The organism is Mesorhizobium sp. M0051 (assembly GCF_040323235.1).
Lineage (GTDB): Bacteria > Pseudomonadota > Alphaproteobacteria > Rhizobiales > Rhizobiaceae > Mesorhizobium.
Window position 1 is genome coordinate 85,871 of sequence record NZ_JAMYUT010000009.1, and the last position, 11,440, is coordinate 97,310.

General features: G+C 62.7%; 11 protein-coding genes. 2 read left to right on the top strand and 9 right to left on the bottom strand.

The genetic code is table 11. The features are described from left to right. Window positions 1-87: 87 nt before the first annotated feature. A complete protein-coding gene (locus tag NKJ90_RS11745; protein WP_023762647.1) occupies window positions 88-1,146 on the top strand; it encodes a D-alanine--D-alanine ligase family protein in 1,059 nt (352 codons plus the stop codon). Window positions 1,147-1,196: 50 nt separating this feature from the next. Here NKJ90_RS11745 and NKJ90_RS11750 read toward each other — a convergent pair whose 3' ends face one another. From NKJ90_RS11750 to dnaK, 9 genes are all read right to left on the bottom strand, one after another. Next, window positions 1,197-1,607 (bottom strand): GFA family protein, encoded by a 411-nt coding sequence (locus NKJ90_RS11750; RefSeq protein ID WP_023762648.1) that lies wholly within the window; start codon window positions 1,605-1,607, stop codon window positions 1,197-1,199. 44 nt (window positions 1,608-1,651) lie between these two features. Further along, window positions 1,652-2,116: an SRPBCC family protein gene (locus NKJ90_RS11755; RefSeq protein ID WP_023762649.1), complete on the bottom strand. Its 465-nt coding sequence runs from the start codon at window positions 2,114-2,116 to the stop codon at window positions 1,652-1,654. Continuing rightward, on the bottom strand, window positions 2,113-2,433 hold the full coding sequence (locus tag NKJ90_RS11760; protein WP_023762650.1) for an ArsR/SmtB family transcription factor: 321 nt from the start codon (window positions 2,431-2,433) through the stop codon (window positions 2,113-2,115). The genes NKJ90_RS11755 and NKJ90_RS11760 overlap by 4 nt, the downstream gene beginning before the upstream one ends. 687 nt (window positions 2,434-3,120) lie before the next feature. Then, window positions 3,121-3,408 carry a DUF1330 domain-containing protein gene (locus NKJ90_RS11765; RefSeq protein WP_023762651.1) on the bottom strand — a complete coding sequence of 96 codons (288 nt, stop codon included), beginning with the start codon at window positions 3,406-3,408 and terminating at the stop codon, window positions 3,121-3,123. Window positions 3,409-3,436: 28 nt separating this feature from the next. Beyond that, window positions 3,437-4,135, bottom strand: a complete 699-nt coding sequence (gene pyrF / locus NKJ90_RS11770) for an orotidine-5'-phosphate decarboxylase (RefSeq protein ID WP_352486113.1) — start codon at window positions 4,133-4,135, stop codon at window positions 3,437-3,439. After that, window positions 4,132-4,728 (bottom strand): NADPH-dependent FMN reductase, encoded by a 597-nt coding sequence (locus NKJ90_RS11775; RefSeq protein ID WP_023762475.1) that lies wholly within the window; start codon window positions 4,726-4,728, stop codon window positions 4,132-4,134. Before NKJ90_RS11775 ends, pyrF begins: the two co-directional genes overlap by 4 nt. A gap of 231 nt (window positions 4,729-4,959) precedes the next feature. Beyond that, entirely contained in the window at window positions 4,960-5,562 is a 603-nt protein-coding gene (pmtA, locus tag NKJ90_RS11780; RefSeq protein ID WP_023762474.1) for a phospholipid N-methyltransferase PmtA, read from the bottom strand. Between the two features lie 170 nt (window positions 5,563-5,732). Further along, the gene (gene dnaJ, locus NKJ90_RS11785) at window positions 5,733-6,863 is read right to left on the bottom strand and encodes a molecular chaperone DnaJ (RefSeq protein WP_352486114.1); all 1,131 of its coding nucleotides are present in this window, start codon (window positions 6,861-6,863) and stop codon (window positions 5,733-5,735) included. Between the two features lie 213 nt (window positions 6,864-7,076). Continuing rightward, on the bottom strand, window positions 7,077-8,993 hold the full coding sequence (gene dnaK, locus NKJ90_RS11790) for a molecular chaperone DnaK (protein WP_023762470.1): 1,917 nt from the start codon (window positions 8,991-8,993) through the stop codon (window positions 7,077-7,079). Between the two features lie 487 nt (window positions 8,994-9,480). On the opposite strand from dnaK, the gene NKJ90_RS11795 reads away from it, so the two are divergent. Further along, on the top strand, window positions 9,481-11,439 hold the full coding sequence (locus NKJ90_RS11795) for an NHL repeat-containing protein (RefSeq protein ID WP_023762469.1): 1,959 nt from the start codon (window positions 9,481-9,483) through the stop codon (window positions 11,437-11,439). Window position 11,440 lies beyond the last annotated feature (1 nt).

Genomic DNA, 11,440 nt, shown 5'->3' on the forward strand with positions numbered 1-11,440 from the left:
GGCGCCCGCGCCGTGTCGGTTTCGCGAGAGCCTGACGCCTTCACCGTGCGATGGTAGGCGATCGTACCGCTGGGAAGCGTTCATCTCATGCCGAGCCGCAAGCCAAGATTGATCCTCGTCCATGAGCCGGAAAAGGCCTGTTTCGACCGTCTGGTCGCCGACGGTCATGCGCCGGAGCGCGCTGCCGAGATCGCCTCCTATCTGGCGCAGTCGACCGATCTCGCCCCTGAATTCGAGGCGCTTGGCCGCGCCTGCCTGGAGCGTGGGCTGTCGTTCACGCCGGTGCCGCTGGACGACGCCCCAGGCGTGCTCGCCGGCGAGGATCCCGGCACGACGCTGGTCTGGACGCTGACCGATGGCATCGCCTATTTCCGGGGCGGCGCCGCACCCGCTCTGGCGAGACTTGGCGGGTTCAAGACGATTGGCGCCGACGATGCGCTGTTCGCACTTTGCCAAGACAAGTTCCGCTCTGGCGCCGTGCTTGGCGCGCTCGGCCTGCCGGTGCCGCTGGCCGGGCTTGCACGCGACGGCAAATGGCTGGTCGAGCCGCCGGTGTCTCCCACCGGCTGGTTCGTCAAGCCCAACCGGCTCGGCGCCAAGATCGGCATCTGGCCGGATTCACGCTGCCACGATCTCGGCCACGCACTGGAGCTCAGCCGGCGTGTGTTCGCCGCTTACCGCGATGATGTCGTGGTCCAGCCCTATGTCGCCGGCCGCAATGTGCGCGCCAGTTTCCTCGGCATGATGCCGGGCGCCGGGGTCGAAGCCCTTGGCGTCGCCTTTGTCGATTCAGGCGCCGATTTCCAGACCATGGCCGACAGTCTGGCGCTCTACGGCGACACCGGCGAGGCGGCGAAGGTGGCGGGACATTATGCCGAACCGGAACTCGTTGGTGTTGCCGACACGCAGCCGGTCGCCGACGCCAGGATTCGCGCGATCGCCGAGCGGCTGATGAGCGGGGTCGGCCTGCGCGACGTGTTTTCCATCGATCTCAGGGTCGAGGCCGACGACACCGTCCATCTGATCGAGTTCGAGGTCTGCCCCGGCCTGCCCTGCTTCGATTTCCGTGCCTATTGCAGCCAGCAATGGGGCCTCGAACTCGTCGACGCCATGGCCGAAACCGCGGCAAGCCGGCTGATCACCTAGATCGGGTCGAATCTTGGAATTCGGTCGTTCGGACACTTGGCCTGAACTTCCTACGGCATTCGCTCGAACGCCTGCAAAGACGGATCCATCCTGTCCCAGTCATGGCCGCGGATCGTGTAGGTGACCACCTGCGGTTCGAAAACACTGGGGTCGTCGAGGCTGGTCGCATTGATCGCTATGAACTCCGGCATGGCGACGAATGTCAGGTAGACTGGCGTTCCGCATGTTGGGCAGAATGAGTGGATCTTTTCATTGCCGCTGGCGCCCGCCACTCGCCATGTGCTCGCCTCGCCGGTGATCGCCATATCGGCGCGCCGGCCGAAGGTCATGTAGGATCCGTGGCCCGTGCCGCTGCGCTTTTGACAATCGATGCATTGGCAGTGGTTCTGGAAGATCGGCTCGCCGCTGGTCTCATAGCGGATCGCGCCGCATGCACAGCCGCCGGTATAGCGCTTGGTCATTGTCATTCTCCACTGGCTTTGGTTCTGCGTGATATCGAACGGCATCAGGCCGATTTCGGCTTGGCGGAAATGTCGATGCCGCTGCCGGTTTCGAGGAAGGATTTCAGGCTGGACAGCACAGCCGGCCACCCTTGGCTGATGCCTTTCGCCATGCCGCTGCCGGCTTCGAGTTCGTCATGAGTGACGGTCAGCCGCACCATGGTGTCGTATTCCTCGATGCCGAACGTTACCCGGCTGTACTTCGACGGATCGTCGGCCTGCGAAGCGTTCGCCCAGGTGATGACGAGACGGGTCGGCGGCGAGATTTCGACGACCTTGCCGACGAGTTCGAGGGTCCGTTCGTCATTGGCGCGGATATGTTCCCATTTCGAACCCGTCTTCCAGTCGGAGACGTTCTCGTGGCCCCAGTAGCGCCTTGCGATCTCGGGCTTGATTATGGCCTCGAACACCTTCTGCGGTGTCGAACGGATATAGGTCACATAGACAAAGCTGGTCGTCTCTCTGGTCATCGGTCGTCTCCTTCGAGTTCTTGTTTCAGGTCGTGCAGCAGGCTGAGCCGCTGCCGTTCGAATTTCCGCACCCAGCGCTCGTAGACTTCGTGCAGCGGCACTGGGTTGATGAAATGCAGCTTCTCTCGGCCGCGCTTGACCGTGCTCACCAGATTGGCCGCCTCCAGCAGGTCGAGGTGCTGGGTGGCGGATTGCCGTGCCATGTCCAGGTGATCGCAAAGCTGACCGAGCGTCTGCCCATTCTGCTCGCACAGAAGGTCAAGCAGCCTCCTGCGGGTCGGGTCGCCCAGCGCTTTGAAAACCTTGTCGGCGTCCATCGACCTCACTCTGTGGTGAGACAGCAACATGCAGGTAAATACCTGCATGTCAACTGGCAATTATCCGGGCTCGCAAGATTGGATGCGGCTATTCGGACTCGGACGTTGATTGCGCGATGGGCCGCGCCGGCCATGTACCTGATGTCGGAACCCTGCTTAGCGGCGCCGAACTGCGGACGTGAACCTGCAGGATTTCGTCTGAAGTCCTGCTATTAGCGCTGCAGCAGGGATTTGACAGGATGCCTATCGACGGCCGAGATTTCATCGTTCGTTGGTGGACCATCATAAGCATTCGAGATTGGCCGAAGCCTCCCAACTTCGTCATCCTAATGCATGTCGCTCAAAAGTGGCCCCGGTTTTCAGACAACGACATGCATGGAAACAAAGACCTAAAGCGCGGTGCATGAATCCATTTCGACGCGACGCGCTTTAGAGGGCGAAGCAGGAGCGAAGCTCCGTCGCGGAGACCCTGGGATCCATGCCGCGATCTTAGCCGAAGAATGCAGCGGAGCAGAATTCTACACCGCTGCAACGCTTTGAAGTCGCGGCATGGATCCTCGGGTCTGCGCTGCGTCGCTACGCTCCTTGCTTCGCCCGTGGATGACGAAGGCGCTGGGCGTTTGCGCCATTCGCCATGGTATGCAGTCCGTCACGCCCGCGATTCGTCAAAACTGCTCCAGGCGGATTTTAGGCGCCCTCGACCAGCACGATTTCGCCGTCGGCGACCTTTTGGCGGATGGCGACGGCGCGCTGGTATTCCGGCGAGTGGTAGCAATCATGTGCGGCGGCGAGCGATTCGAACTCGATGATGACATTGCGTGCGCGGCCCGGCCCTTCGGCCTTTTCATGCTCGCCGCCGCGCGCCAGGAATTTCGCGCCGAAGCGCTCGAAGGCAGGCTTGGCGGCGGCGACATAGTCCTTGTAGCCTTCGGCGTCGCGCACATCGACGCGGGCGATCCAATATCCCTTGGGCATTTGTTGTCTCCGAAGTCGTTCTTTTGAATTATGCCGAGCGCATTTCGTCAAGGATGGCTTCGGCCGCTGCGCGCCGGTCGCTTGCCGCGACGATAGGCCGGCCGACGACCAGGTGGCTGGCGCCGTTGCGGATTGCCTGTCCCGGTGTCACCACGCGCTTCTGGTCGCCATGGTCGCTGCCCGCCGGCCGGATGCCGGGCGTCACCACCGCCATGTCGGGCCCGACGATGCGGCGCACCGCTTCGGCCTCCGCCGCCGAGCAGACGATGCCGCCCATGCCCGCATGCAGCGCCTGTTCCGAGCGCCTCAGCACCAGCGTATGCGGGTCGTATTCATAGCCCGCGTCGATCATGTCCTGCTCGTCCATCGAGGTCAGCACGCTGACGGCAAGCAGGCAAAGGTCGCTGCCGCGCGCTGCTTCCACCGCCGCCGCCATCGCCTTGGGATAGGCATGGATGGTCAGCATGGTCATGCCCATCTTGACGATGTTCTCGACGCCCTTGGCCACCGTGTGGTCGATGTCGAGCAGCTTCATGTCGAGGAAGACCCTGGTTCCGCCGCTGGCCAGTTCCCTGGCGAAGTCGAGCCCGCCGGCGAAGGCGAGCTGGTAGCCGATCTTGTAGAACGAGACGACACCGTCGAGTTCGCGTACCGCCTGCTCGGCTTCCTTCACGGTCGGGACATCGAGACCGACGATCAGCCGGTCCTGCATCGTCGTGGCGATCATGCCTCGATCCGGGTGGACAGCATGCGCGAGGTTTCGATCAGCGTGCGGCATAGATGCTCCATCGATTTATGCAGTCTTTCGTCACGGAAATGGCCATCCTCGTCGAAAGCGTTGGCGCCCTCGGGCACCGAGCATTCCGGCGTCACCACCTCCATCTGGCAACGCACCAGCACGGCGCGCAGATGGTTGATGCAGCGGACGCCGGCAAAGTGTCCTTTGGAGGACGAGCAGAGGCCGGCAACCTTGCCGGCCAGCGGCCTCACCGGCCGGCCACCGTCCCTGCGCACCCTGCTCACCCAGTCGACCGTGTTCTTGAGCAGCGGCGGGATTGAGCCGTTGTATTCCGGCGTGGCGATCAGCAGACCGTCATGGGAAAGGATGAGACCGCCGAGTTTGCCAGCATTTTCGGGAACGCCCTTTTCCTTTTCCAGATCCTCGTCGAGGATCGGCAGGGGATAGTCTGCGAGCGAGATGCGGGTCACCTCGGCGCCTTGCATGGCAAGTTCCTTTTGCGCCACGTCGGCTGTCCTGCCGCTATAGGCGCCGCTGCGCACCGAGCCGGCGAAGACGAGGATTTTCGGGATTACTGCCATTGGCCACCCTTGTTCCCGGACAGGTACAGCCAAGGACGGCTCAAATCAACGCATCGGAGCCACAAAACGGTCGGGGTTAGCAGAAGCCGCCGAACTTCGCCATCCTCGGGTCTGCGCCGCGTCGCTGCGCTCCTTGCTCCGCCCGTGGATGACGAAGTGAGAGATGTTACCGCCAATCGCCAAGGTATGCAGCCAGCGCTCGGAACCGCGAACGATTGTGCGTCGAAGAGCCTAATGCGCTCCGCGCCGGTAGATCCACAGCTGCGTCGGCGGGATGTTGCGGATGACGAAATGGAAATGTTCGACGCTGTAGTCGCCGCGGCCGGGCGGGATCGGCGACATCGGGCCATAGGTCAGCTGCACGATCGGCCGTCCGGCCGGGATGCGGTCGAGCAGGCTCTCGATATAGGCGATGCGCTGGGCGACCGGAAAGTTGAGCAGCGGCACGCCGGAAACGACGGAATCAAAGATCATTCCGCTTTTCTCGCCAAGCGTCGCGTTGAGGTTGAAGGCATCGCCCTCGATGACGTTAACGCCGGGATAGAGCCGCCGCAAATGGCGCACGAAATCGGTGGAATATTCGACCGCGTAGAGATTTTCGGGCGGCACGCCCTGGGCCAGGATAGCCCGGGTGATGACGCCGGTGCCGGGACCGACTTCCAGCACCGGCAGGCCGGATTTCGGATTGACGATCGATGCCATCTTGCGGGCGGTGATCGAACTGGTCGGCACGATTGAGCCGACCGTCTTCGGCTTATCGATCCAGCCTTTGAAGAATTTGAGCTCGTCGTCGAACTTTTCGGCAAGCGCCTTGCGCAGTCCGGGACGTGTCATGCAAGCTCTCCTCAGCGCTCCCCTTCAAGGTACTTAACACTTGAGCGGCGCAAGGCAAGGCGCGGTCAGGCGCATGTCGTGGATAAGATAATTTTCGTCGCGTCTCAAAACAACGCGCGGGTCACGGATTTTCGCGGCCCAAACCGGCTTCCGCCGCTGGGCGATTTGCATCAATGCTCGCCAAAGGATTCGAAGAAATCCTTCATACGGGCGAAAAAGCCGCTCGATTGGGGCGAATTGTCCTGCGAGGAGAGCTGCTCGAACTCCTCCAGCAGCTCGCGCTGGCGGCGGGTCAGGTTCTGCGGCGTCTCGACCGCGGTCTGGATGTAGAGGTCGCCGACATTGGGCTGGCGCAGCACCGGCATGCCCTTGCCCTTGAGGCGGAACTGGCGTCCGTTCTGGGTGCCTTCCGGCACTTTCACCTTGGTCTGCGTGCCATCCAGCGTCGTCACCTCGAAGGAGCCGCCAAGGGCGGCCGTCGTCATCGAGATCGGCACCTTGCAATAAAGATCGGCGCCGTCGCGCTGGAAGAACTCGTGCGGCTTGACCGCCAGGAAGATATAGAGGTCGCCCGACGGCCCGCCGCGCAGGCCTGCCTCGCCTTCATTGGCAAGCCGGATGCGGGTGCCGTCCTCGATGCCGGCCGGGATGTTGACCGACAGCGAACGCTCCTCGGTGACGCGGCCCTGGCCGGCGCATTTCGGGCATGGGTCCTTGATCGTCTGCCCCCGCCCCTGGCATTGCGGGCAGGTGCGCTCGATCGAGAAGAAGCCTTGCGTGGCGCGCACCTTGCCGTGGCCGTTGCACATCGAGCAGGTGACGGGCTGGGTGCCGGGCTTGGCGCCGCTGCCAGAGCATTCCGAGCAGGAGATCGAAGCCGGCACGCGGATCTGGGCGGTCTTGCCGGCGAAAGCCTCTTCCAGCGAGATTTCCATATTGTAGCGCAGGTCGGCGCCGCGCTCGCGCCCGCCCGACGAGCGACGCTGGCGCCCGCCCATCATGTCGCCGAAAATATCCTCGAAAATGTCGGCGAAGCCGCCGGCGCCGAAGCCTTGCGCGCCGCCATTCATGCCGCCCTGCTCGAAGGCCGCATGGCCGAAGCGGTCATAGGCCGCCCGCTTCTGCGGGTCCTTCAGCGTCTCGTAGGCTTCGTTGATTTCCTTGAACTTATGCTCGCAGGAATGATCGCCGGGGTTGCGGTCGGGATGGAACTGCATGGCGAGCTTGCGGAAAGCGCTCTTGAGCTCCTTCTCGTCGGCGCCTTTCTGGACGCCCAGCGTTTCGTAGAAATCAGCTTTCATTTTTTCCCGCTGTCCGGATGCTCAACGTCTTCAAGCATTGTTGCGTCTCTTGCCGGCACTGACGCTTCGATTTAGGTGCGATGGAACCGCGATGCCAGTGTCGACGCGGGTTTGGCCGCTTTTTTTCGGCGAGACCCGCTGTTTTTGTGCAAAGGGTTGCAAAAAAGCCCGGCTTTGCGCCGGGCTTTTCGCTCTATTTTGCCGTCAAACGGCTCAGGCGGACTTCTTCTTGTCGTCGTCTTCGTCGATTTCCTCGAAATCGGCATCGACCACGTCACTGTCCTTGGCGGCGTCCGCCTTGGCGTCGGCTTCCGCCGCTTCCTTCTGCGAAGCCTCGTACATGGCCTGGCCAAGCTTCATCGAAGCCTCGGCAAGCGCCTGCGACTTGGCCTCGATGTCGACTGCGTCGTCGCCCTCCGTGGCGGTCTTCAGCGCCGCGATGGCGTCGGAGATCGCCGTGCGGTCGGCTTCCGAGACCTTGTCGCCATATTCCTTCAGCGACTTCTCGGACGAATGCAGCAGCGCTTCGGCCTGGTTGCGGGCTTCGACCAGAGCACGCCGCTTCTTGTCGGTCTCGGCATTGGCCTCGGCGTCCTTGACCATCTTCTCGATGTCTGCGTCCGAAAGACCACCCGATGCCTGGATGCGGATCTGGTGCTCCTTGCCGGTGCCCTTGTCCTTGGCCGAGACGTTGACGATACCGTTGGCATCGATGTCGAAGGTGACCTCGATCTGCGGCACGCCGCGCGGCGCCGGCGGGATGCCGACCAGGTCGAACTGGCCGAGCGCCTTGTTGTCGGCGGCCATTTCGCGCTCACCCTGGAAGACGCGGATGGTCACGGCCGATTGACTGTCCTCGGCCGTCGAGAACACCTGGCTCTTCTTGGTCGGGATCGTCGTGTTGCGCTCGATCAGACGGGTGAACACGCCACCCAGCGTCTCGATGCCGAGCGACAGCGGCGTCACGTCAAGCAAAAGCACGTCCTTGACGTCGCCCTGCAGCACGCCTGCCTGGATGGCGGCGCCCAGAGCGACGACCTCATCCGGGTTGACGCCCTTGTGCGGCTCCTTGCCGAAGAACTGCTTCACGATCTCCTGGATCTTGGGCATGCGGGTCATGCCGCCGACCAGAACGACCTCGTCGATCTCGCCGGCCTTCAGACCGGCATCCTTGAGCGCTGCCTTGCACGGGGCAATCGTGCGCTGGACCAGGTCATCGACCAGCTGCTCGAACTTGGCGCGCGTCAGCTTCAGCGTCAGGTGCTTCGGCCCGGTCGCGTCGGCGGTGATGAAGGGCAGGTTGATTTCGGTCTGCGTTGTCGACGACAGCTCGATCTTGGCCTTTTCAGCCGCCTCCTTGAGGCGCTGCAGGGCGAGCTTGTCGTTCTTCAGGTCTATGCCCTGTTCCTTCTTGAACTCAGTCGCCAGGTACTCGACCAGGCGCATGTCGAAATCCTCGCCGCCCAGGAAGGTGTCGCCGTTGGTCGACTTGACCTCGAACACGCCGTCGCCGATTTCGAGCACCGAAATGTCGAACGTGCCGCCGCCAAGGTCATAGACGGCAATGGTCTTGCCTTCCTTCTTGTCGAGGCCATAGGCAAGTGCCGCAGCCGTCGGCTCATTGATGATGCGCAGCACTTCGAGGCCGGCGATCTTGCCAGCGTCCTTGGTTGCCTGGCGCTGGGCGTCGTTGAAATAGGCCGGAACGGTGATGACCGCCTTCTCGACCTTCTCGCCAAGATAGGCTTCCGCCGTTTCCTTCATCTTCTGCAGGATCATGGCCGAAATCTGCGAGGGCGACTGCTTCTTGCCGCCGGCCTCGACCCAGGCATCGCCATTGTCGCCCTTGATGATCTTGTAGGGGACAAGCTTCTTGTCCTTTTCCGTCACCGGATCGTCATAGCGGCGACCGATCAGGCGCTTGACCGCGAAGATGGTGTTTTCAGGATTGGTGACCGCCTGGCGCTTGGCCGGCTGGCCGACGAGACGTTCGTCGTCGCCGCTGATGGCGACGATGGAGGGCGTCGTGCGCGCCCCTTCCGCATTCTCGATTACCTTAGGCTCTTTGCCATCCATGATGGCGATACAGGAATTGGTGGTGCCAAGATCGATACCGATTACTTTTGCCATTTTTCTAGTCTCTCCGCTAAGCAGGCTCTCAGGACCCGTACAGGCATTCCGACGAAAGCCCCTGTTCACAAGAATTCCGTTCCGGCAACCGGCATTCCGGCACCGAACGGCTTGGCGCGTATATAAGAACAGGCTGCAGCGCGCGCAAGCATTCTGCGCAACGCTTCCATGAACCTTTCCACTTCCGCCTGCGACTGATCTCCAGGTGCCGCATGGTGCGGCCCGGAAAGGAAGCCCCGTGACCAATAATCCAGAGGCACCACGGTCTCCGGGAACAACAGGAGCTCGGCGCGACCACCGCCTTCGGGATGGGGTCGATGCGCTGGGTTTTCCGCTGGTTCCGTTGACCCTGCGTAAGAGCAGGCGTATCGTGACAACGAGGAAAGCAGACAATTCGATCAGGGAAAAACGAGCCGGACCGCCGCGCCTTGCCCTGATTTGCGCGGCCCAACCGGACATTTCTCCCGTCGACTACGGGGGGAATGTCATGTCTCGCATCCGCGGCTCGCTCGTGTCGTCTCTCGATGGACATTTGCGCAGTATCGCGCACGCAAGCAGCGGATTGCTGACGCTGGCGCTCAGCGCCGGTCTGTGGCTGGGCACTGCCCAGGCGCAGGAAACCCAGATCATCTACCCCGGTTCCATGGCAGTGACCGGATTTTCCGGCACCATCATTCCCAATCTCGACGAGGGCCTGCCGCCCGGCGTCGATCCGGTCGACGAAACCTTCATCGACGCCACGCGCGCCACCTTGCGCGTGTTCGACGTCTCGCATCTGGGCGGGCCAGCCGCCGGCCAGCTCGTCAACACGCCGCCGCCTTTCGAGGTGACGGCAGGGCAGATCGGCCAGGTGTTCGGCGTCACCTATGACGACGGCGTGCGCGACGGCGTTCCATCAGGCATTCCAAACCTCTATGCCGCCGCCACCTCGCTGCACGGCATCCGCATCGTCACGCCCGATACCGACGATGATGGCAGGCCTGAGCGGCAGCGCCGCGGCGCGGCCGGCGCCACCTTCATGGATGGCCAGTTCGGCACCGAAAACGGCGGCGGACCGGGCACTGTCTGGAAGATCGACGGCATCACCGGCCAGGTCTCCAAGTTTGCCGACATCGACACCAACAGCGGTCCCGGCATCGGCAATCTTACCTTCGATCCCAGCCATCGCCAGTTCTTCGCTTCCGATCTCGATACCGGATTGATCCACCGCATCGATGCCGCCGGCACGCTGATCGACAGCTTTGACCATGGCGTTGCCGGGCGCCCGGCGCATGGGCTGGCTCCGGTCGCCGACGATGGCTCGGTGATGGACATACAGGGCGCGGCCTTTGACAGCGAAGACCCCGACAGCTGGGGCTACACGCAGGACGAGCGCCGCATCTGGGCCGTTTCCTATCATGGCGGCCGGCTCTACTATTCGGTCGGCGAAAAGTCGGAAATCTGGTCGGTGGGCATTGCCCGCGACGGCACTTTTGCCGGCGATCCGCGCTGGGAACTGACGGTCAAGGCCGACAAGGACTACGCCGTCACCGACATCGCCTTCGACAACAGCGGCTTCATGTACCTGGCCCAGCGCGGCCCGGTCGAGAACCGCTACGACTACAGCCAGTTCGCCGATTCCGGCAAGGGTGAGGTCATCCGCTACTTCAGAGAGAACCCGGATGATCCGGAAACGGAATCGGTCTGGGTCGAAACGCCGCAGGAATACGCGGTCGGTTTCCCGCAGGGTTTCAGGCAGTCGGCCGGCGGTCTCGACCTGCAATATGGCTATGACGCCGACGGCAATCTCGACACTTCGGTCTGCACGCAGACGCTGGTCAACACCGGCGACAAATTGCGCGACAATCCGACTCTCGCCGAGCAGCTCGCCGCCGGCGGGCCGTTCGCCGTGCATGGCGTGCAGATCACGCCCAAGGAGCTGGTCAAGCCGGCCAACGTGCCGCCCTTCGGCTCCTGGTTCGTCGACTTCGACAGCTATTTCGATGACCCGGAGGTCGAGGGCCATGTCGGCGACGTCGCCGTTTGGCATCCCTGCGAAGGCCGTGCCGGCTATTATGAGGAAATCCCGGGCGGTTATCTGCCGCCCTTCTATCCGCCGGACTTCCCACCGCCCGGCAATCTGCCTCCATGTCTCGATGTCGACGACGTCCAGTACTACTGCACGCCCTCCGGTCTCGAGGCCGATCTCTATCTCCATGATCATGCCGGCTTCGGCGGCGATTCGATCAAGGCCCAGTCCAGGACGCCAGGGGTCGGGGTAACCACCCGGCAGTCGCATGCGCCCGGCAAGCCCTACACGATCGACATCACCGGCCACTATCCGGGCGACACAGTCGATGTCGGGCTCTGCTTCTACAGGAAGTCCGACAAGGACAAGGGTGGCTACTACCCTTGCTGCAAGATGACTTTGCCGCTCAGAACCCCAGCCGTCAGCTGCGAACGTTAAG

Excerpts from the sequence above, each read along its gene's own strand:
- dnaJ (WP_352486114.1), bottom strand. The coding sequence starts at position 6,863 with ATGAAAGCTGATTTCTACGAAACGCTGGGCGTCCAGAAAGGCGCCGAC.
- NKJ90_RS11765 (WP_023762651.1), bottom strand. The coding sequence starts at position 3,408 with ATGCCCAAGGGATATTGGATCGCCCGCGTCGATGTGCGCGACGCCGAA.
- pmtA (WP_023762474.1), bottom strand. The coding sequence starts at position 5,562 with ATGACACGTCCCGGACTGCGCAAGGCGCTTGCCGAAAAGTTCGACGAC.
- NKJ90_RS11745 (WP_023762647.1), top strand. The coding sequence starts at position 88 with ATGCCGAGCCGCAAGCCAAGATTGATCCTCGTCCATGAGCCGGAAAAG.
- NKJ90_RS11755 (WP_023762649.1), bottom strand. The coding sequence starts at position 2,116 with ATGACCAGAGAGACGACCAGCTTTGTCTATGTGACCTATATCCGTTCG.
- NKJ90_RS11775 (WP_023762475.1), bottom strand. The coding sequence starts at position 4,728 with ATGGCAGTAATCCCGAAAATCCTCGTCTTCGCCGGCTCGGTGCGCAGC.
- NKJ90_RS11760 (WP_023762650.1), bottom strand. The coding sequence starts at position 2,433 with ATGGACGCCGACAAGGTTTTCAAAGCGCTGGGCGACCCGACCCGCAGG.
- pyrF (WP_352486113.1), bottom strand. The coding sequence starts at position 4,135 with ATGATCGCCACGACGATGCAGGACCGGCTGATCGTCGGTCTCGATGTC.
- dnaK (WP_023762470.1), bottom strand. The coding sequence starts at position 8,993 with ATGGCAAAAGTAATCGGTATCGATCTTGGCACCACCAATTCCTGTATC.
- NKJ90_RS11750 (WP_023762648.1), bottom strand. The coding sequence starts at position 1,607 with ATGACCAAGCGCTATACCGGCGGCTGTGCATGCGGCGCGATCCGCTAT.
- NKJ90_RS11795 (WP_023762469.1), top strand. The coding sequence starts at position 9,481 with ATGTCTCGCATCCGCGGCTCGCTCGTGTCGTCTCTCGATGGACATTTG.